Origin of the sequence: Frateuria sp. GZRR35, assembly GCF_051900415.1 — a bacterium.
Lineage (GTDB): Bacteria > Pseudomonadota > Gammaproteobacteria > Xanthomonadales > Rhodanobacteraceae > Frateuria_A.
On the sequence record NZ_JBHZGL010000004.1, the window covers coordinates 230,390 to 249,705 of the forward strand.

The 19,316-nt window shown below is 69.1% G+C and carries 20 protein-coding genes; 9 read left to right on the top strand and 11 right to left on the bottom strand.

Annotated features, from left to right (window positions below; all coding sequences use genetic code 11):
* Positions 1 to 73: 73 nt before the first annotated feature.
* Both ACFWZ3_RS07300 and ACFWZ3_RS07305 read right to left on the bottom strand, forming a co-directional pair.
* Positions 74 to 1,603: a M56 family metallopeptidase gene (locus tag ACFWZ3_RS07300; RefSeq protein WP_439707072.1), complete on the bottom strand. Its 1,530-nt coding sequence runs from the start codon at positions 1,601 to 1,603 to the stop codon at positions 74 to 76.
* A complete protein-coding gene (locus ACFWZ3_RS07305; protein ID WP_209619870.1) occupies positions 1,593 to 1,961 on the bottom strand; it encodes a BlaI/MecI/CopY family transcriptional regulator in 369 nt (122 codons plus the stop codon). The genes ACFWZ3_RS07300 and ACFWZ3_RS07305 overlap by 11 nt, the downstream gene beginning before the upstream one ends.
* Before the next feature lie 271 nt (positions 1,962 to 2,232).
* Here ACFWZ3_RS07305 and ACFWZ3_RS07310 point away from each other — a divergent pair, with 271 nt between their 5' ends.
* Positions 2,233 to 3,591: a 3-oxoacid CoA-transferase subunit B gene (locus tag ACFWZ3_RS07310; protein ID WP_439707073.1), complete on the top strand. Its 1,359-nt coding sequence runs from the start codon at positions 2,233 to 2,235 to the stop codon at positions 3,589 to 3,591.
* 112 nt (positions 3,592 to 3,703) lie between these two features.
* On the opposite strand, the gene ACFWZ3_RS07315 is transcribed toward ACFWZ3_RS07310, so the two are convergent.
* From ACFWZ3_RS07315 to ACFWZ3_RS07325, 3 genes are all read right to left on the bottom strand, one after another.
* Entirely contained in the window at positions 3,704 to 4,663 is a 960-nt protein-coding gene (locus ACFWZ3_RS07315) for a sensor histidine kinase (protein ID WP_439707074.1), read from the bottom strand.
* A 42-nt stretch (positions 4,664 to 4,705) separates the two neighbouring features.
* On the bottom strand, positions 4,706 to 5,431 hold the full coding sequence (locus ACFWZ3_RS07320; RefSeq protein WP_209619864.1) for a response regulator transcription factor: 726 nt from the start codon (positions 5,429 to 5,431) through the stop codon (positions 4,706 to 4,708).
* Positions 5,432 to 5,564: 133 nt separating this feature from the next.
* The gene (locus ACFWZ3_RS07325) at positions 5,565 to 6,182 is read right to left on the bottom strand and encodes an arylesterase (protein ID WP_439707075.1); all 618 of its coding nucleotides are present in this window, start codon (positions 6,180 to 6,182) and stop codon (positions 5,565 to 5,567) included.
* Here ACFWZ3_RS07325 and ACFWZ3_RS07330 point away from each other — a divergent pair.
* The 5 genes from ACFWZ3_RS07330 (at position 6,181) to ACFWZ3_RS07350 (ending at position 11,478) form a co-directional block, all read left to right on the top strand.
* Positions 6,181 to 6,876: an ABC transporter ATP-binding protein gene (locus tag ACFWZ3_RS07330; RefSeq protein ID WP_439707076.1), complete on the top strand. Its 696-nt coding sequence runs from the start codon at positions 6,181 to 6,183 to the stop codon at positions 6,874 to 6,876. The genes ACFWZ3_RS07325 and ACFWZ3_RS07330 overlap by 2 nt on opposite strands.
* 97 nt (positions 6,877 to 6,973) lie before the next feature.
* Entirely contained in the window at positions 6,974 to 9,454 is a 2,481-nt protein-coding gene (locus tag ACFWZ3_RS07335; protein ID WP_439707077.1) for an ABC transporter permease, read from the top strand.
* Between the two features lie 41 nt (positions 9,455 to 9,495).
* Positions 9,496 to 9,711, top strand: a complete 216-nt coding sequence (locus ACFWZ3_RS07340) for a hypothetical protein (protein ID WP_439707078.1) — start codon at positions 9,496 to 9,498, stop codon at positions 9,709 to 9,711.
* A 14-nt stretch (positions 9,712 to 9,725) separates the two neighbouring features.
* Positions 9,726 to 10,346, top strand: a complete 621-nt coding sequence (locus tag ACFWZ3_RS07345; RefSeq protein ID WP_439707079.1) for a glutathione S-transferase family protein — start codon at positions 9,726 to 9,728, stop codon at positions 10,344 to 10,346.
* A gap of 13 nt (positions 10,347 to 10,359) precedes the next feature.
* Positions 10,360 to 11,478 (top strand): SLC13 family permease, encoded by a 1,119-nt coding sequence (locus ACFWZ3_RS07350; RefSeq protein ID WP_439707080.1) that lies wholly within the window; start codon positions 10,360 to 10,362, stop codon positions 11,476 to 11,478.
* A gap of 103 nt (positions 11,479 to 11,581) precedes the next feature.
* Here the strand turns inward: ACFWZ3_RS07350 and ACFWZ3_RS07355 are convergent, their stop codons facing one another.
* Positions 11,582 to 12,349, bottom strand: a complete 768-nt coding sequence (locus ACFWZ3_RS07355) for a DUF4097 family beta strand repeat-containing protein (RefSeq protein ID WP_439707081.1) — start codon at positions 12,347 to 12,349, stop codon at positions 11,582 to 11,584.
* 117 nt (positions 12,350 to 12,466) lie between these two features.
* Between ACFWZ3_RS07355 and ACFWZ3_RS07360 the strand changes: the two genes are divergently transcribed.
* Positions 12,467 to 12,973 (top strand): hypothetical protein, encoded by a 507-nt coding sequence (locus ACFWZ3_RS07360; protein ID WP_439707082.1) that lies wholly within the window; start codon positions 12,467 to 12,469, stop codon positions 12,971 to 12,973.
* Positions 12,974 to 13,047: 74 nt separating this feature from the next.
* Here the strand turns inward: ACFWZ3_RS07360 and mazG are convergent, their stop codons facing one another.
* The 5 genes from mazG to ACFWZ3_RS07385 are packed head-to-tail and all read right to left on the bottom strand — an operon-like array spanning position 13,048 to position 16,798.
* On the bottom strand, positions 13,048 to 13,845 hold the full coding sequence (gene mazG, locus ACFWZ3_RS07365; RefSeq protein WP_439707083.1) for a nucleoside triphosphate pyrophosphohydrolase: 798 nt from the start codon (positions 13,843 to 13,845) through the stop codon (positions 13,048 to 13,050).
* Between the two features lie 3 nt (positions 13,846 to 13,848).
* On the bottom strand, positions 13,849 to 14,673 hold the full coding sequence (gene cysQ / locus ACFWZ3_RS07370; RefSeq protein ID WP_439707084.1) for a 3'(2'),5'-bisphosphate nucleotidase CysQ: 825 nt from the start codon (positions 14,671 to 14,673) through the stop codon (positions 13,849 to 13,851).
* Entirely contained in the window at positions 14,670 to 15,224 is a 555-nt protein-coding gene (nudE, locus tag ACFWZ3_RS07375; RefSeq protein WP_209619800.1) for an ADP compounds hydrolase NudE, read from the bottom strand. The genes cysQ and nudE overlap by 4 nt, the downstream gene beginning before the upstream one ends.
* A gap of 9 nt (positions 15,225 to 15,233) precedes the next feature.
* Positions 15,234 to 16,019, bottom strand: coding sequence for an inositol monophosphatase family protein (locus tag ACFWZ3_RS07380; RefSeq protein ID WP_439707085.1), 786 nt, complete (start codon positions 16,017 to 16,019; stop codon positions 15,234 to 15,236).
* Entirely contained in the window at positions 16,016 to 16,798 is a 783-nt protein-coding gene (locus tag ACFWZ3_RS07385; RefSeq protein WP_439707086.1) for a type II secretion system protein N, read from the bottom strand. The genes ACFWZ3_RS07380 and ACFWZ3_RS07385 overlap by 4 nt, the downstream gene beginning before the upstream one ends.
* A gap of 49 nt (positions 16,799 to 16,847) precedes the next feature.
* On the opposite strand from ACFWZ3_RS07385, the gene ACFWZ3_RS07390 reads away from it, so the two are divergent.
* Together ACFWZ3_RS07390 and ACFWZ3_RS07395 are read left to right on the top strand one after the other, a co-directional pair.
* Complete coding sequence (locus ACFWZ3_RS07390) at positions 16,848 to 18,227, top strand: adenosylmethionine--8-amino-7-oxononanoate transaminase (protein ID WP_439707087.1); 1,380 nt, start codon at positions 16,848 to 16,850, stop codon at positions 18,225 to 18,227.
* A 59-nt stretch (positions 18,228 to 18,286) separates the two neighbouring features.
* Positions 18,287 to 19,021 carry a 16S rRNA (uracil(1498)-N(3))-methyltransferase gene (locus tag ACFWZ3_RS07395; protein ID WP_439707088.1) on the top strand — a complete coding sequence of 245 codons (735 nt, stop codon included), beginning with the start codon at positions 18,287 to 18,289 and terminating at the stop codon, positions 19,019 to 19,021.
* Positions 19,022 to 19,316: the final 295 nt, after the last annotated feature.

Below are 19,316 nucleotides of genomic sequence, written 5' to 3' on the forward strand. Positions count from 1 at the left end.
CCGAGCAAGCGCGGCCGCAGGAAGCGGCCGCCTCCGTGCTGCCGCCGCACCTCAACGGCAGCACGCGGATCACTTACGGAAGCCGCTCGAAACGCGTGCGGGTTCCGTCGAAAACCGCGTGGACGCCATCGGTCCGGGCCACCATCTGCAACGCGGCGGCAGCAGGCACCTGCTGGAAGTCGAGCGCGATGGCGCGCTCGTCGAGCGCCTCGGGATTGACCAGCACCAGCCCTGCCTGCGAGGCGATCGCTTTGGCCACCGTGCGGGCGGCGGTGCCTTTGACCTTCATGGTGATGAGCCGCTCGCCGCCGGCGGCCGTCGCGGCGCTCGCCGGACAGCCCAGCCGCGGCGTCACCCGCAGGGTGTACTGCACGTCACTGCCGGGCACCTTGCCGGAAGCCAGCAGCGGCTGGTCCAGCACGCCCTGCAGACGGCTCTGCGTCGGCCGGGCGCCAGCCTGATCCCGTACCGCCAGATCGATGCTGACGTGCTGCCCGCCCGTTGCCCGGGTGACGGCGTCCAGCTCGATTCCCCGGGTCGCCACCGTCGACGTTTCGCCGGCCGCCCCGCACACCGCCAGGTCGAGCCGGCGCGCATGGCTGGCTTCGGCCCCGTCGCTGGACAGGACAAGCTGGATGTCCAGCTGGTATCGGCCGCTGCCCGCGTCTTTGCTTGGAGCGGACTGCGGCATCACTGGCGCACTGGCGGCGTAGAGCGCGCCGCTGAACGCGACGGCGATGGCAGCGCTGGCGAGGAAACCCAGGCGGCGGCGGGTGGAACCCGGGGTCGGCGTTTTCAGCATGGCAATACGCTCCGTAAGTGGATGGCGGGACGACCAACTGCACCCGACCGGCAACGCGCGCGTCGCGCCCGGGGTCTTCAACATGGCCTGGGCATAGCTGCGTCGGCAGCCGCGCTCGCGCAGTACCGCCGCATCGCAGGCCAGTTCCTGGTCCTGGCGCAGGGCGGTAAGCGCCCACCAGGCCAGCGGATGGAACCAGAACACCGAGGCCAACAACTGCGCGAGCAGGCTCCACCAGCCGTCACGACGACGGGCATGCATGGCCTCATGCGCGAGAATCAGCGCCTGCTCGGCTTTCGCATATCGCGTTTCGAAATCGACCGGCACGACGATGCGCGGGCGCCAGGCGCCGACGAGCGCGGGGCCGGCATCCATCGTCGCTGCACGCAGCACGGACCAGTGCGGCGAGACACTGGCGAGCGGCTCGGCATCGCGCAGGCAACGCCGGTAGCGGGCCTGGGCCACGGCAGCCCGCGCCAGGCTCACGATCACACCCAACAGCCATATCCACGCCAGTGCGCCGGTCCCGTCGACGTCGGCCATGCGCGCACCTGACCAGGCATCGGAGGCCGACACGGCCACCCACGCGGTGCCCGCCCATGCCCCGCTGCTGGCCACCGCTGTGTGCGGGAGCTGGCTACCCAGCATCGCCAGTGGCGGCAATCCCCACAGCAGGAAGGCACTCTCGGCGCCGAACCAGCGTCGGCAAGGCCGCCTCAGGAGCGCGACACAGGCCAGCGCCAGAGTGCATGCCAGGAGCAACAACCAGGCGGCGATGGTCCCGCTCGCCTCAGCGTTCATCGTCCAGCTCCTCCAGCAGGCGACGCAGTTCGGCCACGTCCTTGCGCGAGAGCTTGTGCTGCTCGGAAAAATGCGCGACCAGCGGCGCGACGCGCCCACCGAACAGGCGGTCGAGCAGGCCCTTGCTCTCCTGCGAGACGTACTTCTCGCGGCTGAGCAACGGCGTGTAGAGGTAGCGGCGTCCCTCACGCTCGGCCTTGACCGCCTTCTTCTTCAGCAGGCGGTTGAGCAACGATTTGACGGTTCCTTCCTGCCAGGCCTGGCGGGGGCCGACTTCGGCGAGGATTTCTTCCGCGCTGCGCGGTGCCTGGTGCCAGAGCACTTCCATCACGATGGCTTCGGCTTCGCTGATGGCCATGAGTCACTCCATTTACATGTGTAAACGTCAACATGTTTACGCTCGTAAACAGACATGTCAAGAGCTGCGGGAATGCCACCAGGGATTCATGGCCGGGGGCTTTCGCCGGTGTGCGGATGGCGGTGGCGCACAGGTGCGCTCCTACACGGGCTGGAGCGGCTTGTGTGCATGCGCGAATGAGGCCGGCGGGGCTTGCGACCTTGGTACGACGCGGCGCGGCTGCGTTCCATCGTATCCTTGGCAGCTGACTCTCCACCCGGAAGGCACTGCTATGGACAAGGTGTATGCAAGCGCAAAGGCGGCTCTCGACGGCCTCCTGTTCGACGACATGACGATCGCCGCGGGCGGTTTCGGCCTGTGCGGCATTCCCGAGAACCTGATCGGCGCGCTGCTGGAGGCTGGCACCAAGGGGCTGACCATCGTCGGCAACAACGCCGGCGTGGACGATTTCGGCATGGGGCCGCTGTTGAAGACCCACCAGGTCAAGCGCGTGTATGCCTCCTATGTCGGAGAGAACAAAGAGTTCGAGCGCCAGGTGCTTTCCGGCGAGCTGGAACTGCACCTGACCCCGCAGGGCACGCTGGCCGAGAAGCTGCGCGCCGGCGGTGCCGGCATCCCGGGCTTCTACACGCGCACGGCATTCGGCACCAAGCTGGCCGATGGCAAGGAAACCAAGATCTTCGACGGCAAGGAATACGTGCTGGAGGAGGCCATCCACGCTGACGTTTCCATCGTCAAGGCGTGGAAGGGTGACCGGCTGGGCAACCTGGTCTTCCGCGAGACGGCGCGCAACTTCAATCCGATGATCGCCACCTGCGGCAAGGTGTGCGTGGCCGAGGTCGAACACCTGGTCGAGGTCGGCGAACTCGACCCGAACAACATCCACGTGCCCGGCATCTACGTCGACCGCATCGTGCAGGGTGCGAAGTACGAAAAGCGCATCGAGTTCCGCACCATTGCCGGCGCCAACACCGGCAAGGAAAACCCGACCCGCTCGGCGATGGCCCAGCGTGCGGCGAAGGAGCTGCGCGACGGTTTCTACGTGAACCTCGGCATCGGCATCCCGACGCTGGTGGCCAATTACATTCCCGAGGGCATGGACGTCATCCTGCAATCGGAGAACGGCCTGCTCGGCATCGGCCCGTTCCCGTCCGAGGACAACGTCGATCCCGACCTGATCAACGCCGGCAAGCAGACCATCACCACCCTGCCCGGCTCGGCTTTCTTCTCCAGCGCCGATTCCTTCGCGATGATCCGCGGCGGCCACATCGACCTGTCGATCCTGGGCGGGCTGGAAGTCTCGGCCACGGGCGACCTGGCCAACTGGATGGTGCCGGGCAAGATGGTCAAGGGCCCGGGCGGCGCCATGGACCTGGTCAGCGGCGTCAAGCGCGTGGTCGTGCTGATGGAGCACACCGCGAAAGACGGCTCGCCGAAGATCAAGCCGCAGTGCGACCTCCCGCTGACCGGCAAGGAAGTGGTGGACCTGATCATCACCGACCTGGCCGTGTTCGAGGTCGAAAAGGGCAAGGGCCTGACCCTGATCGAGCTCAACCAGGGCGTGTCGCTGGACGAGGTCAAGGCCAAGACCGGGTGCGATTTCGCGGTGTCGCCTTCGCTGAAGGGCTGAGCGCAGGGGTTGCATGCCTCCATTGGAGCGCCCTTGGGTGCGACCGCCATCCCGGTCGCGCCCAAGGGCGCTCCTACATTGGGCCCGGAATCCCTCTGTAGGGACTCCCGGCTCAGGCAGGCAGCGTTTCGGGAAAGCGGATGCTCGCGATGTGTTCGCAGCCGTCGCGGGTCTGCAGTTCCAGCGGCCAATGGAAGCGCTCGCTGATGCGCTGGGCGATCGCCAGCTCGAAGCCGTGCCGGTCGATCGCCGGGGCTTCGTCCACCCGGTTGGAAACGGCCACGGCGCCAGGCAGCACCGTGATCACGATACTGCCGTGATCCGCCTGCTGGCTGGCGTTACGGATCAGCTGCCAGCACAACACCATGAACACCCGCGGCGAGGCACGCAGCGCAAACCGCGCCGGCTCCTCGATCCTGAGGTCGACCGCCCGGCCTTCGAGCATCTGCTGCAGGTCATCCATGCCCTTATGCAGCACGTCATTGACGACGAACTCCTCTTCGCCGGCGCCCAGGTCCGACTCTCGGGCCAGGATCAGCAGCGCCTCGATCAACGCTTCCATCTCGCGCGTGGCCCGCTGGATGCGCTTGACCGAGCGCACGCCGAACTTGCTCAGCTCCGATTCGTCCGAAAGCATGTCGGCGGACATCTTGATCACCGTCAACGGGCTGCGCAGTTCGTGGCTGGCATCGCGGGTGAAGTTGCGCTCGCGCTGGTTGTATCCGGCGATGCGCGTGGCAAAGCCGTGCAGGCCGCGCGCGAGCGTGACCACGTCGGCGTCGGCCTGGTCGGAGAGGTGCGTCGGCGCCAACGCGTCGACGTCGGGCTCGTCGTCCCAGCTGTCGATCACGCGCGCGAGCCGGCCGACCGGCCGCCACTGACGCCGGGCAGCCAGCCACGCGAGTGCGCTGATGATCGCAAGCAGCACGACCACCGCCACCGGGGGCGCGACGTTGAACACGCCCAGCATGACGCAGACGATCACGCCCAGCAGATGCAGGCCGAAGATCAGCGCGAGCCGGCGGTGGAACGCACCGGCCTGGCTTCGACCTTCACCCTGTTTCCGTGGCAATCCCCTGTCCATACCTGTTGTTGCGATGCTCACCCCGCTCGATCAGGCGGTGGCCGTCGCCACTTCGGTTTCCAGGTCGGCCAGGCGGTAACCGGCCGAGTGGATCGTGTGCAGCAACGGGCGGTCGAACGGCTTGTCGATCACGCGGCGCAGGTTGTACAGGTGCGAGCGCAGGGTGTCCGAATCGGGCAGCGTATCGCCCCAGATCTCCCTCTCGATGTCGCGACGGCTCACCACGCGGGGCGATTCGCGCATCAGGATCGCCAGCAGCTTCAGGCCGATCGGCGAGACGGTCAGCTCCTGGCCGCCGCGGGTCAGCCGCAGCGTGGCGGTGTCCAGCGTCATGTCGCCGACGGTGAGCACCTCGGAAGACACCTGGCGGCGATCGCGGCGGATCAGCGCACGCAGGCGCGCTTCGAGCTCGCGCACCTCGAACGGCTTGACGAGATAGTCGTCCGCGCCGGCTTCCAGGCCGATCAACTTGTCTTCGAGCGTGTCGCGCGCGGTGAGCATCAGCACCGGCGTGGACTTCTTGGCGTCCTTGCGCAGCTTGCGGCACACATCCAGGCCATCCATGCCCGGCAGCATCAGGTCCAGCACGATGACGTCGTAGCTGTTGGACACGGCCAGGTGCAGGCCACTGACGCCGTCGGCCGCATAATCGACCGAATAACCCCGACGCTCCAGGAATTCTCCAACCATTTCAGCAATTTGCCGGTTGTCCTCGACCAGCAGGATCAAGCCGGACTGTTCGTCGCGCAGGCTCATGGTCCCTCCGTTTGTGGTTTTCACAAATGTGAAGAGCTAACGATCCGACGGGTGACAGCAGCGTGAAATTTTTAAGGCGTGATTCAGAACGTGTTCCGGTGCCCAGTTCGCTGGGAAAACGGTGCTCGCCGTTTCACTGCAGCAACGGTGCCAGTTGCGCCCACACCGTGGCCAGCACGGCTGGCTCGCCCGCGGCCGTGGGATGCAGACCATCGGCCTGCATCAGCGACGGGTCAAGCGCCACTTTCTCCAGCAGGAAAGGCACCAGTGCGGTGTGTTTGCTGCGCGCGAGATCGGCGTAGATGCCGCGCAGGGCATCGCGGTAGCGCGGACCGTAGTTCACCGGCAACTCGATACCGACCAGCAGTACCTTGGCGTGCGCCTGCCCGGCCATGTCGATCATCGCGGCGAGGTTCTGCCTGACCGCATCCAGCGGCAGGCCACGCAGGCCATCGTTGGCGCCCAGTTCCAGCACCAGAACGGCGGGCTTGTATGTCGCCAGCAGCTTGGGCAGATGATTCCGCCCACTGAGCGTGGTCTCGCCGCTGATGCTGGCATTGACCACGTGCCAGGGCGGCTGCATCTTGCCAAGGCGTACTTCCAGCAGATGCACCCAACCCTGGTCTGCGGCGATGTTGTGCGCAGCCGACAGTGAATCACCCAGCACGAGCACCGTCCTGGGCGCGGCCGCCAGTGCGGCGCCGCTCCATCCCATCCACAGCACCGCCAGCCATCCGAGGACTCGACGCATGAGCGAACCTTCCCTACCGCTTCTGGAGGCCCGCGATGTTAGCAAGACGGTTCGTGGCCCCGAGGGGAGGCTGGACATCCTGGCCGGCGTGAGCCTCGCGGTCCACGCCGGCGAAAGCTTCGCCATCGTCGGCGCATCCGGCTCGGGCAAGACCACCCTGCTGGGCCTGCTGGCCGGGCTGGACGTGCCCAGCGCCGGCACCGTCCATCTGGAAGGCCAGGCGCTGCAGGCGATGGATGAGGAGGCGCGCGCGGACCTGCGCCGGCGGCTGGTCGGCTTCGTGTTCCAGTCTTTCCACCTGCTCCCGGCGCTCACCGCGGAGGAGAACGTGATGCTGCCGCTGGAACTGGAAGGCCGCAACGATGCGCGCAAGCGCGCGCACGACGCACTCGATGCGGTCGGCCTGCATGCGCGCCGGCGCCACTACCCGGCGCAGTTGTCCGGCGGCGAACAGCAGCGCGTGGCGATCGCGCGAGCCTTCGTGCACGGTCCGCGGGTGCTGTTCGCCGACGAGCCGACCGGCAACCTCGACCAGCGCACCGGCCGTCATGTCGCCGATCTGTTGTTCGCGCTCAACCGCGATCACCACACCACGCTTGTGCTGGTGACCCACGACGCGCAGCTGGCCGCGCGGTGCGGCCGGGGCGTGGAGCTGATGGATGGCCGCGTCGCCACGCCGGCGGCCGCCCGATGAGGCGCCGGCATCCTGTAGGTGCGCCCCCTGTGCGTGACCGCCATTCGCAGCCCACGACGGATCGCGCGCAGGATGCACGCCGTCGCGGAGGTGCCCCATGAAGCTGCTCCGCCTTGCCTTGCGCACCCTGCGTCGCGAGTGGCACCTGCCCGAACTGCGCACGCTGGCCGCCTCGCTGCTCCTCGCCGTCGTGGCACTGGGCGTGGTGGCGACGCTCGCCAGCCGGGTCGAGCGGGGCCTGCTCGCCAGCGCCGCTGAATTGATCGGTGGTGACGCCGGCCTGTCCGCACCGCAGGCGCTGCCGCCGAGCTACGCCAATGAGGCCCGCCAGCGGGACCTGGCGGTGACACGCAGCGCCGGTTTCCCCAGCGTCGCCTTCGCCAGCGAACGCGGCCAGTTGCTCGATGTCGACGCCGTCGATGCCGCCTGGCCCCTGCGCGGCGCGCTGGAGCTGGCTGCACACGGCGCCACCTCCACCGGTCACGGACCGCCCGCCGGCGCCGTCTACCTGGACCATCGCGCGCTGGTGGCACTCGGCCTGGGCGTGGGCGACCAGGTGCAGGTCGGCGGCCAGGAGCTCACCGTCGCGGCCGAGTTGGTGAGCCAGCCCGATGGTGGCCAGCTGTTCGCCCTGGCCCCCCGCGCGCTGATGAACCTGGCTGATGCGCAGCGCGCCGGACTGCTCGGCGTGGGCAGCCGCGCGCGCCATCGCCTGCTCGTGGCCGGCGCACCCGCGGCCATCGGCGACTGGCTCGCCTGGGTCAAGAGCCGTCCCTTGCCGCAGGGCGCCGAGCTGGTGACTCCCGAGCAGACCCAGCAACGCATGCGCAACGCCTTCGACCGCGCCGGCGCGTTCCTGCGCCTGACCGCATTGCTCTCGGCCTTGCTGGCCGGCGTGGCGATCGCGCTGGCCGCGCAGCGCTACGCGCGGCGCAAGACCCCGGAAATCGCCCTGCTGCGGGCGCTGGGAACCGCGCGTGCCCGCGTGTTCGCCCTGCTGCTGGCGACGCTCGGTGCGCTCGCGCTACCGGCGGCGCTGCTTGGCGTGCTGCTGTCCTGGGCCCTGGCCGAGGGCGCCTGGCGCCTGGCCGGCGCCACGTTCGTGCACGTGCCCACCGCCCTGCCCCGGCTGCCGGCGCTGGGTGCTGCGGCCATGGGGCTGGCCGTACTCGCCGGCTTTGCGCTGCCGCCGCTGGCGCGGCTGGCGGAGGTGCCGCCGGTGGCCGTGTTCCGCGCGAGCATGGCACGGCGGGTGCGCCGGGTGGACGCGCTTTATCTCGTGCCCGCGCTGGTCGCGCTGGCGCTGATCTGGAGCCAGAGCGGCTCGGCGAAACTGGCCGGCATCCTGGCCGTCAGCCTGCTTGGCGTCGCCCTGCTCGCCGCCCTGCTCGCGCTGGTCCTGCTGTGGTTCGCGCGGCGTATTGCGCCAGGTGCACACCCGGCGCTGCGGCTGGGCCTGGCCGCACTGGCGCGGCGGCGCGGTCTGAGCACGGTACAGGCCACCGCGCTCAGTCTCGGCCTGGTCGCGCTGCTGCTGCTCGCGGTGGTTGCGCCGGCACTGCTCGAAGGATGGCGCCGCGAGCTGCCGCCGGATACGCCCAACTGGTTCGTGCTCAACCTGCAGGACGACCAGCGGGCGGATTTCACCGCGCGCCTGCAGCACCTGGGCGCGCAGGAGCTCAACATGCTGCCGCTGGCGGTGGGCAAGCTTGCCGCGATCAACGGCAAACCGGTGGACCAGTTGCACTTCGCCGACCCACGCACCAGGGAATGGGTCGACCGCCAATTGCGCCTGTCCTGGACCGGCACGCTGCCGCCGTCCAACCGGGTGGTCGCCGGTCGCTGGGCGGGCGACCATCCGGCCCGCGCGGAAGTTTCGGTAGATACGATGTGGCGCGACATGTTTGCGCTGAAGATCGGCGATCGCATGCGTTTCGATGTGGGCGAGGGCACGCTGGAGGCGACCGTCGGCAGCGTGCGCCAGGTCGACTGGAGCTCGTTCCGGGTGAACTTCTTCCTGCTGCTGGACCCGGCGCACGCCAGCGACCTTCCGCACACCTGGCTGGCCAGTTTCTACCTGCCGCGCGGGCATGCCGAGGAACTGGCAAAGCTGTCGCGTGACTACAGCAATCTGAGCCTGGTCGACGTCGACGCACTGCTCGATCGCGTGCGCGAGATCGTCGAGCAGGTCGGCGGTGCCGTGCGCTGGGTGCTCGGTTTCAGCCTGCTGGCTGGTGGGCTGGTGCTCGCCGCGGCGCTCGCCACCAGCGCGGCCGAACGCCGGCACGAGGCCGCGCTGCTGCGCACGCTGGGCGCGCGCCGCGGGCAGTTGCGGCTGGCAGCTGCTTGCGAGTTCGCACTGCTTGGCCTGATCGCCGGCATCACCGCCGCACTGGGCGCGTTTGGCGCCGGCTGGTGGCTCGGGCGCGCGGTGTTCCGGCTGGACGACTTCGTGCCGCCACTCGCTCCACTGCTGGTCGCGGCGTTGCTGGCGGCGGTCGTGATCATGCTGCTGGGGCTGGCCGGCACCCGCAAGGTCACCCGCACCTCGCCGATGCGGCTGTTGCGGGAAGGATGAGCGCGGCCCCAGACTGATCCCTTGCCACCCGGAGCACGCCAATGACTGACCGACACCGATCCCGCCATCCCCGACGTGGTATGAACATGGGCATGTTCGTGGCCCTGGGTGCGTGCATCGGTGCCGGGATGGGCGTGGCCATGGGCCACATCGCCTCCGGCATCGGTATCGGCGTGGCCCTTGGCATCGCGCTTGGCGCGGCCGTGCGGGGCAGCGGCTCGAAGGGCTGCGGCGACGCTGGCTCGCCGCGCGAGTAACACGGAGAACGCCGATGTACACCCTCTACTACGCCCCGGGCACCGCCAGCATGGTGGTGCACCTCGCGCTGCTCGAAACCGGCGCGCCGCACGAACTCAAACGGGTCGACCTGGACGCGAAGGCGCAGCACGAACCCGACTACCTCAGGCTCAACCCGCGCGGCGTGGTGCCCACCCTGGTGGTCGACGGCAAGCCGCTGAGCGAATCGGCTGCGCTACTGATGCTGCTGGCCGAGCGGCACCCCGACTCGCCGCTCGCGCCACCGTCGGGCACGCCGGAGCGCGCGGCCTGGTATCAGTGGATCGTCTATCTCAGCAACACGCTGATGTCGGCCTACCGCTTCTGGTTCTACCCGCACGAGCTGGACGACACGCCGGCGGTGCGTGCCGCCCTGCAGCGGCGGATCGAGGGCGCGTGGGACCTGCTCGACGCCCACCTCGCCGCACACGGCCCCTACCTCCTCGGCGAGCGCTTCTCCGGTGCCGACCTGCTGCTGACCATGTTGATGCGCTGGTCGCGCAACATGCCGCGCCCGGCCACCGAATGGCCGGCGTTGAAACAGTTGGCCGACCGGGTGCGTGCACGGCCGAGTTGGCAGCGGTTGTACGAGATCGAAGATCTGCGCGAGTGGTAGGCCACGCGAACCGATGAGCGCGCGCCGCTGGCTGGAACGGCTCAGGGCCGAGTGGCTGCTGCTCGCCTTCGCCCTGCTCACGCTGGCGCTGGCGCTCGTCGATCCGCAACCCATCGCCGCCTGGCGACGCTGGCTGCAGGGGCCGACACTGGCCGGGCTGGCCGGGCTGCTGATCGCCATCCAGGGCATTCGCGACAGCGCGATGGTGCAGCACGTGGCCGCGCTGCTCGCCGCGCGCGCGCATTCGCTGCGCAGCCTGGGCCTGTTGCTGGTGGCCGCCACGGCGCTGCTGTCCATGGTGCTCACCAACGACGTCAGCCTGTTCGTGCTGGTGCCGCTGACGGTGGCGATAGGCGGCCTGTCGAACCTGCCGGTGCTGCGCATGGTGGTGCTGGAAGCGCTGGCGGTGAACGCGGGCTCGACACTGAGCCCGATCGGCAATCCGCAGAACCTGCTGTTGTGGCAGCACGGGCAGTTGTCGTTCCTGGGCTTTGCCTGGGCCATGGCGCCGGCGTCCGCGGTGATGTTTGCGCTGGTGGCGGCGCTGACCTGGGTATGGCTGCCGCGCGACCGGGTCGCATTGGCACCGCAGGCGCTCGACCGCCAGGCCGTGGCACGCGGACTGGCGGCGCTGTCGACGGTCGCGCTGGCGGCGATGGTGGTGCTGATGGAGTACGGCCGCGCAGCCTTCGGCGCCGGCGCGCTGCTGCTGGTGTTCGTGCTCGCGGCCCCGCGCAGCCTGGCCCGGGTGGACTGGCTGCTGCTGCTCACTTTCGCCGCGATCTTTCTCGGACTGGGTCACCTGGCCGAACTGCCGCAGGTTGACGCCATGCTCGACCGCCTGGACTTCGGCCACCCGCTCACGCTCTACGTGGGCGGCATTCTCGCCTCGCAACTGATCAGCAATGTACCGGCCACCGTGCTGCTGCTCGAGCGTGCACCCGATCCGATCGCGCTGGCGGTCGCGGTGAACGTGGGCGGCTGCGGATTGGCCATCGGCTCGCTGGCGAACCTGATCGCGCTGCGGTTGGCGCGCCAGCCGCACGGGCTGCGCGCGCTGCACCGGGTATCGGTGCCGTTTCTGCTGGTGAGCGCGCCGCTGGTGTATCTGGCGTGGCGGTGGCTGGGCTGACGGCTTGCGCTCCCGGGGGACCGTGAGGGGCTTCGGCCCACCAGCTGCTTGCCGCGGCCATGGGCGGCGGGCTGAAGCCCACCCCACGTCAGGTGCGGCAGGGTCAGTCGTCGTCGCGCGGCACGTCCACCTTGCCCTTGACGTTGTTGTGGCTGACGTCGCCGCTGCCCTTGGCACCGAGGCTCAGGTCGCCACCCACGCCATCGACATCCAGGTCGCCCGAGCCCAGCGTGTCGGCATGCACGCTGCCGCGCACGTTGCGCAAGGTCACGTCGCCCGAGCCGATGCTGCCCACGCGTGCGTCGCCACCGATGCCGCTGGCGCTGAAATCACCCGAGCCGACCGAACCCAGGTCCAGGCTGCCGACCTCATGTGCCTCCACATCGCCCGAGCCCACGCTGGTGGCGAAGCGGCCGGCCACGTTGCGGACATTGAGGTCGCCGGAACCCACATGGCTGTCGAGTTGGCCGACGCCGCTGACTTCGGCGTCGCCCGAACCCACGTCCACCGTCAGCGGCAGGCTGGCCGGAAGCCCGACCGTCACGTCGAGATCGGCCTCGCCGCTCCCGAACCAGTGAAGGCCGTGCCGGTCGCCCAGTTCGAGAACCAGTTGGTCGCCTTCGCGGCGCTGGGTGACGACCAACCGGTCGAGCATGTCGCGCTCGGACGCGCAGGCACGGCCACGCACGTCGAGCTTGCGGGCGTCGGCCCGGCCGGTCACGTGCAGGTCGAAGCTGTGCACCTGGATTTGCACGGCGCGCACGCCGGCCAGGTCGACGCTCAGGTTGCGCGGTGCCTCGAAGGCACAGTGGTCGGCTGCATGGCCGGCCAGCGGGGCGAGCAACAGCAAGGAGGCGAGGATGAGGCGCATGGAAAACTCCGCTTGGCTGAATGAACACCCCTAGGATGCATCCGGCGCCTGCAGGGTTGCAGTCAACGCCGCCGATCGGGTCGCGTTTTCCGTAACACCCTCGAACGGAGCCCACTCATGGCAACCCGCCTTCTGCTCGCCCCTGCCCTCGCCCTGCTGCTGGCCAGTCCTCTGGCCGTGTCGCAGGACGCGCCCACCGCGACGCCTGCGCCACAGGCCCGCACCCTCCCCGCCCCCGCCCCGATGGGCGAGCACATGCAACGCATGCACAAGGAGCATCGCATGGGCGAACGCATGCACCGGATGCGCATGGAGCACGGGCCGGGCATGGGCGCCATGGCCGACCTGCACTCGCTGGAGCGGCTCTACCGGAAGGCAGGGCGCGAGAAGGACATGGCCGGCATCTACAACGAAGTGCTGGCCAAGTCGCAGGATCCGCACCTGCGCACTTACGCCTACCATCGCCTCGCCCGCCTGCAGGCACAGCCGGCCAACGTCGATCAGGCGATCGCCACGCTGCGCAAGAGCCTGTCGGAGAACCTCGCCAACGAGGCGAAGATGCGCGCCGAGCGCGAGCGCATGCGCGCGCAGTGGCAGCAAGGGGCGACGCCGGCGGCGCGCTGAAGTCGCCTTGCCTCGTAGGGTGGGCTTCAGCCCACCTTGCGCCGGACCTACGGTGGGCTGAAGCCCACCCTACGTCATTCGGCGCGTTTGGCCTGTTGCCAGAGCGCTTCCTGTTCCTGCAGGCTTCGCTCGGCCAGCGGGCGGCCTTCTGAGGCGGCGAGCGTTTCCATCTGGCGAAACCGCCGCTCGAACTTCGCGTTGGCGCGGCGCAGGGCGCGCGAGAAATCCACGCCCGCGTGACGGGCCAGGTTGGCGGTGACGAACAGCACGTCGCCCAGCTCGTCCTCCAGCCTCTCCACGTCGGCGCCAGCGGCAAACTCGGCGCGCACCTCGTCCACTTCCTCGGCCAGCTTGTCCAGCACCGGGCCGGGTTCGCGCCACTCGAACCCGACGCTCGCGGCACGTTGTTGCAGCTTGGCCGCACGCTTCCACTCAGGGAGGCCGCGCGAGATGCCGGCCAGCGCGCTGGCATCGTGCGCATGCCCGCGCTCGGCGCGCTCGGCCGCCTTGATGGCCTCCCAGGCGCGCGTCTGTGCCTCGACGTCCTCGTAGCGTTCCTCGCCGAACACGTGCGGGTGGCGCCGGCGCATCTTGTCGGCGATCCCGTGGGCGACGTCGGCAAAATCGAACAGGCCGCGTTCGCTTGCCATCTGCGCGTGGAAGACCACTTGCAGCAGCAGGTCACCCAGTTCCTCGCGCAAGTCGTCGAAATCGCCGCGATCGATCGCGTCGGTGACTTCGTAGGCTTCCTCCAGGGTGTAGGGCGCGATCGTGGCGAAGTCCTGCTGCACGTCCCACGGGCAGCCCCGCTCGGGATCACGCAGGCGCGCCATGATCGCGAGTAGGTCGTCGAGCGTGTAGCGACCCGCCATGGATCAGGCGGGCCTTGCCTTGCCCAGCCGTGCCTTCCACTCGACCGCGCGATCGCCCACGGCGAGGAATTCCGGGTTGAGCACGGAGTCTTTCGTGTTGTACCGCAACGGTTCGCCGGCCAGGTCCAGCACGGCGCCGCCGGCCTGTTCCAGCACGCACTGCGCCGCCGCCGTATCCCATTCGCTGGTCGGGCCCAGCCGCAGGTAAAGGTCGGCCACCGCGCGGGCGATCAGGCAGAACTTCAGCGAGGAGCCCATCGGGAAGGGTTGGTAGGGCGTGCCCAGCAGCGCATCGAGGAAATCGTGCGTGTCGCTGCCGTGCGAGCGGCTGCCCGCGACCACCGCGGGAGCGGCCAGCGCACGCGTGCCGATCGGCTGCCATTGGCCGTTGGCGTGCTGCTGCAGCCAGGCGCCCTGGCCGTCGGCGGCGGCGTACAGCTCGCCGGTGACTGGCGCCAGCACCACGCCGAGCACCGGGCGGTGGCCCTCGATCAGCGCGATGTTGACGGTGAATTCGCCGTTGCGCTTGACGAACTCGCGAGTGCCGTCGAGCGGATCGACCAGCCAGTAGCGCGACCATGTCTGGCGCACTTCCCACGGCGCGGCGCGGGCTTCCTCCGACAACACGGGGATGTCCGGCGCGATGCGTGCCAGGCCGGCGGCGATGACGCGCTGGGCGGCAAGATCCGCGGCGGTAAGCGGCGACTTGTCGTCCTTGTGCTCCACGGCAAACTCGTCACGGTAGATCGCGAGGATGGCATTGCCCGCCTCGCGCGCGATCGCACTTACCTCGGCCAGCAGGCCGGCTTCCGGTGCAACCGCGCTCATGGCTGGAACCGCCCGGCCAGGTACTCGCGCGCCATGAACAGCGCGGCGATCGAGCGGCCTTCGGTCACGTCGTCACGGCCGACAAGGGTGTGCAGTTCGGAAAGCTTCCATGGGACCACGTCCAACTCCTCGGGTTCGTCGCCGGGCAGGCGTTCGGGGTAGAGATCCTGTGCCAGCACCACGTGCGCCATGTGCGTCATGTAGCCGGGCGAGAGCGACAGGTTGTGCAGGATCTTCAGGCGATTGGCGCCGTAGCCGACTTCTTCCTTCAGCTCGCGGTTGGCGCCCTGCTCGGCCGTCTCGTCCTGGTCGAGCCGCCCCTTGGGCAGCGAGAGTTCGTAACGGCCCACGCCGGCGCCGTACTCGCGGATCAGCAGCACCGTGTCGTCGTCGAGCATCGGCACAATGATCACCGCACCCAGGCCACTGGCTCGCAGGCGTTCGTAGGTGCGCTTCTCGCCGTTGGAGAATTCCAGGTCCAGTTGCTCGACACGCAGGAAGCGGCTGTCGACGCATTCGCGGGTGGCATGGATGATCGGTGGCTTGCGCATCAGGACATTCTAGCCCGCGGCTTCATGACGCAAGCGTGCAAGCGCCTGGGTGTGGATCACCGGGACGCCGGCCAGCACGCTGGTGGTTTCCAGGCTGGGCGCGCGGCCCTGCAGGTCGGTGAACACGCCTCCGGCCTCACGCACGATCACCGCCAACGCGGCGACGTCCAGGATGTTCACGTCGGATTCGATCACCAGGTCCAGGCCGCCGCGGGCGAGCAGGTGGTAGTGGCAGAAGTCGCCGTAGCCGCGGATGCGGTTGCTGTCGCGAATCAACGCACCGAGGGCGTCCCAGCGGGCGTCGGCGGTGAGCGACTTGACGTTACCGATGGAGATCGACGCCTGCGCCAGCATGCCGGTAGCTGCGACCTGCACGCGTTCGCCTTCGAACCAGGCGCCCGCACCACGCCGCGCCCACATCGTCTCGCCGTAGATCGGCGCGCTGGAAACGCCCAGCACCAGTTCGCCCCGATCCATCAGGGCGATCTGGGTGGAAAAGAACGGCGTGCGGCGCACGAAGCTCTTGGTGCCGTCGAGCGGGTCGACCAGCCACAGCAAGCCATCGCGCGCGCCCTCCAGGCCGTATTCCTCGCCGTAGATCGATGCCTGCGGCAAGGCTTGGGAGAGCACCGCGCGGATCGCCTGCTCGGCATCGCGATCGGCCACGGTGACCGGTGTGGCGTCGGCCTTCCACTCGACCGCCACGCCTCGGCTCCAATAGTGGCGGATGATGTCGCCCGCGGCGGCGGCCGCTTCGCGCGCGGCGGCCAGGGCGTGTTCGGCGTCGTAACTCATGGAGAGGTTTCCGGCGTGGCGGCGGCGAGGCCGCCGCGGCGATGGAGTTCAAGCGTGCCGTCCGCGTCCGGTCGACCCAGCCGCGCGAGCCAGTGGCGCAGTGCCGGATCGGTTGTCCGCGGCTGCAGCAGCAGGTCCAGTCGCCAACCCAGGGGACTGGCTTGCCATTGACCTTGCGCACGCAGCGGGCCGTTGTTCTGGTCGCGCAGTTGGCCGGTCAGCACGCCGTTGGAGCCTCGCAGGTCCATCCCGAAATCGCCCAGGACAACGGTTTGTGCGCGGGTCCGCATGGAAGCGTCGCGCCACCTTACCCGGCCATCGAGTTCGACCGGCCAGTTCGCCTGGAGCACCGCCCGCTGCAGTTGCATCGCCAGGGTGCCGCGCGGCGTGCCGAGCGATGAATCGAGCCGCGCCGCCCATGCCGCCAGGTCGGCACGCAACAACACGTCGGTCCACACGGGACGGCCCTCGCCGTCGCGCTCCAGATGCCCGCTGGCCGTGAGCCCTCGCCCGGAAAAATCCAGTTGCAGGTCCAGCCGCCCCCAAAGCAGGGCACGCGAAAGCCGCCATTGCATCTGTCCCAGCGAGCGACCGTCCAGGCCGAGCAGTTCCCGCGCCCCACCGTTCCAGACCAGTCCGTGCACACCTTCGAGCCTGAGGCCGTGCAGGCGTGACTGCACGAACGGCACCGCCCAGCGTGCCGGCAGCAACAGCACCAGCAGGGCGACGAGCAACAGCAGGATGGCGGCGGTCAGCCAGGCGACGCGCGAGCGTTTCACTTCGGTCCTTGAGCTTGAGCGGCTACGCCGCAACGCCGATCATAGCGGGATGGACGCACCCTCCCCCGATGCGCCGGCCGTTGCCGGCAACGCCGCGCTGGCCGCGCGGGATCTCAAACATGTGTGGCACCCGTGCACGCAGATGCATGACCACGAAAGCATCCCGCTGGTACCGATCGTGCGGGGCGAAGGCGCGTGGCTGTTCGATGCCGATGGTCGCCGCTACCTGGACGGCGTCAGTTCGTGGTGGACCAACATCTTCGGCCACGCCAATCCGCGCCTGGCCGCCGCACTGGCCGACCAGGCGCAGCGACTCGAGCACGTGATTTTCGCCGGCTTCACCCATGAGCCCGCGATCGAGCTGGCCGAAGAACTCGTGCGTATCGCGCCGCCGGGGCTTGAGCGCGTGTTCTACGCCGACATCGGCTCCGCCGCCGTTGAGGTGGCGCTCAAGATGAGCTTCCACTACTGGCTCAATCGGGGTCATGGCGAGAAGACGCGCTTCATCGCGCTCACCGGCAGTTACCACGGCGAGACGCTGGGCGCGCTGTCGGTCAGCGACGTGGCGCTGTATCGCAAGACCTACGCGCCGCTGCTGCTGACGCCGATCCTGGCGCCTTCGCCGGACGCCTACGAGGGCGAGCCGGGAGAAACGCCCTCGCAGGTCGCGGCACGGCGTCTGGAAGAACTGCGCGCCCTGCTCGAACGCCACGCGCACGAAACCTGCGCGGTGATGGTCGAACCGCTGGTGCAGTGCGCCGGCGGGATGCGCATGTACCACCCCGATTATTTGGCCGGCCTGCGCCGTTTGTGCGACCAATTCGACGTGCACTTCATCGCCGACGAGATCGCGGTGGGCTTTGGCCGCACCGGGACGTTGTTCGCCTGCGAGCAGGCCGCCGTAGCGCCGGATTTCATGTGCCTCTCGAAGGGACTGACCGGCGGTACGTTGCCACTGGCCGCAGTGCTCACGACCGAAGCCGTATACGCGGCCTTCTATGCCGAATACAACGCCGGCAAGGCCTTCCTGCACTCGCACAGTTACACCGGCAATCCGCTGGTTTGCCGCGTGGCGCTGGAAACGCTGGCCATCTTCCGCGACGAGCCGGTGCTGGAGCGCAACCGCGTGCTTGCCGAGCATCTGGCGAAGAGGCTCGCGCCGCTGCGCGACCATCCGCACGTCGCCGACGTGCGCCAGACCGGCATGATCGCCGCGGTGGAGTTGGTCGCCGACAAGCGCACGCGCAGGCCCTGGCCATCGACAGAACGGCGCGGCATGCGCGTGTATCTGCACGGACTGGAGAACCAGGCGCTGCTGCGGCCGCTGGGCAACGTGGTGTATTTCATGCCGCCCTATGTCGTCACGACGCAGGACATCGACCATCTGGTGGATGTGGCCATCGCCGGCATCGAGCGCGCGGTGGCCTGACCATCCCACGGTGAGGGGGCTTGGACGGCCCTCGCGACCCGCCCACTGCCAGGACCTTCATGCGTACGATCCGTATCCACGTCGACGAACCGCTCGCCCCCGGCACTCAGATGAGCCTGCCACCGCAGGCAGGCGAGCACGTGGCACGCGTGCTGCGCCTGGGCGAAGGCGCGCCGCTGGTGCTGTTCAATGGCGACGGCCACGACTACGCGACGGTCATCACCCAGGTCGGCAAGCGCGAGGTACGCGTGCGGGTCGACGACCGGCAGGCGATCGCCAACGAGTCGCCGTTGCCGCTCACGCTGGCGCAGGGCGTCGCGCGCGGCGAGAAGATGGACCTGATCGTGCAGAAAGCGACCGAGCTGGGCGTGGCCCGGATCGTGCCGCTGCTGACCGAACGCTCGGAAGTCCGTCTCGATCCGGCGCGTGCGGAAAAGCGGCTGGCGCACTGGCGCGCCGTCGTTGCCAGCGCCTGCGAGCAGAGCGGTCGCGCCCGGTTGCCGGAGGTCCTGCCGACGCAAACGCTCGAGGCCTGGCTGGCATCCCTGCCGCAGGATGGGGCTTTGCGCCTGGCGCTGCTGCCCGAGGGCAACCAGTCGCCACGCGACCTTGCCTTCGGTGCGGCTGGCGCGCTGCTGGTGGTGGGACCGGAAGGCGGGCTCGGCGAGCGTGACGTGGCCAGCCTGACGAGCGCCGGTTTCGCGGCCCTGCGGCTCGGGCCTCGCATCCTGCGCACCGAGACCGCGGGGCTCGCGGCGCTGGCGGCGTTGCAGGCGTTGCACGGCGATATCTAGGGGCAGCGCTTCGGGGCCGACCCGGAACCAGGCGAGCGCGCGCCCCGCCCGAACCCTCGCCTGCCTCGTGTCCGGCAGGCTACGCCTGTGCGACCGGTTGCCTGATCGGGTGGTGACCGCGCCCAGGCGACGCCGGCCTGCTCGTCGGGGCGCAGCAACGCGGATCCGCCTCGAGGCTCCGCGGGACCGGCACGAAGTCGTTTCGCACCAATACCTGCGCCTTCATGCGAGGTGGCGGCGCGCGGCTTGGGACGCTTCGACTTCACCCTGCGAACTACGCGCAACGCGAACGGCT

Excerpts from the sequence above, each read along its gene's own strand:
- ACFWZ3_RS07300 (WP_439707072.1), bottom strand. The coding sequence starts at position 1,603 with ATGAACGCTGAGGCGAGCGGGACCATCGCCGCCTGGTTGTTGCTCCTG.
- ACFWZ3_RS07305 (WP_209619870.1), bottom strand. The coding sequence starts at position 1,961 with ATGGCCATCAGCGAAGCCGAAGCCATCGTGATGGAAGTGCTCTGGCAC.
- ACFWZ3_RS07310 (WP_439707073.1), top strand. The coding sequence starts at position 2,233 with ATGGACAAGGTGTATGCAAGCGCAAAGGCGGCTCTCGACGGCCTCCTG.
- ACFWZ3_RS07320 (WP_209619864.1), bottom strand. The coding sequence starts at position 5,431 with ATGAGCCTGCGCGACGAACAGTCCGGCTTGATCCTGCTGGTCGAGGAC.
- ACFWZ3_RS07330 (WP_439707076.1), top strand. The coding sequence starts at position 6,181 with ATGAGCGAACCTTCCCTACCGCTTCTGGAGGCCCGCGATGTTAGCAAG.
- ACFWZ3_RS07325 (WP_439707075.1), bottom strand. The coding sequence starts at position 6,182 with ATGCGTCGAGTCCTCGGATGGCTGGCGGTGCTGTGGATGGGATGGAGC.
- ACFWZ3_RS07335 (WP_439707077.1), top strand. The coding sequence starts at position 6,974 with ATGAAGCTGCTCCGCCTTGCCTTGCGCACCCTGCGTCGCGAGTGGCAC.
- ACFWZ3_RS07340 (WP_439707078.1), top strand. The coding sequence starts at position 9,496 with ATGACTGACCGACACCGATCCCGCCATCCCCGACGTGGTATGAACATG.
- ACFWZ3_RS07345 (WP_439707079.1), top strand. The coding sequence starts at position 9,726 with ATGTACACCCTCTACTACGCCCCGGGCACCGCCAGCATGGTGGTGCAC.
- ACFWZ3_RS07350 (WP_439707080.1), top strand. The coding sequence starts at position 10,360 with ATGAGCGCGCGCCGCTGGCTGGAACGGCTCAGGGCCGAGTGGCTGCTG.
- ACFWZ3_RS07355 (WP_439707081.1), bottom strand. The coding sequence starts at position 12,349 with ATGCGCCTCATCCTCGCCTCCTTGCTGTTGCTCGCCCCGCTGGCCGGC.
- ACFWZ3_RS07360 (WP_439707082.1), top strand. The coding sequence starts at position 12,467 with ATGGCAACCCGCCTTCTGCTCGCCCCTGCCCTCGCCCTGCTGCTGGCC.
- mazG (WP_439707083.1), bottom strand. The coding sequence starts at position 13,845 with ATGGCGGGTCGCTACACGCTCGACGACCTACTCGCGATCATGGCGCGC.
- cysQ (WP_439707084.1), bottom strand. The coding sequence starts at position 14,673 with ATGAGCGCGGTTGCACCGGAAGCCGGCCTGCTGGCCGAGGTAAGTGCG.
- nudE (WP_209619800.1), bottom strand. The coding sequence starts at position 15,224 with ATGCGCAAGCCACCGATCATCCATGCCACCCGCGAATGCGTCGACAGC.
- ACFWZ3_RS07380 (WP_439707085.1), bottom strand. The coding sequence starts at position 16,019 with ATGAGTTACGACGCCGAACACGCCCTGGCCGCCGCGCGCGAAGCGGCC.
- ACFWZ3_RS07390 (WP_439707087.1), top strand. The coding sequence starts at position 16,848 with ATGGACGCACCCTCCCCCGATGCGCCGGCCGTTGCCGGCAACGCCGCG.
- ACFWZ3_RS07395 (WP_439707088.1), top strand. The coding sequence starts at position 18,287 with ATGCGTACGATCCGTATCCACGTCGACGAACCGCTCGCCCCCGGCACT.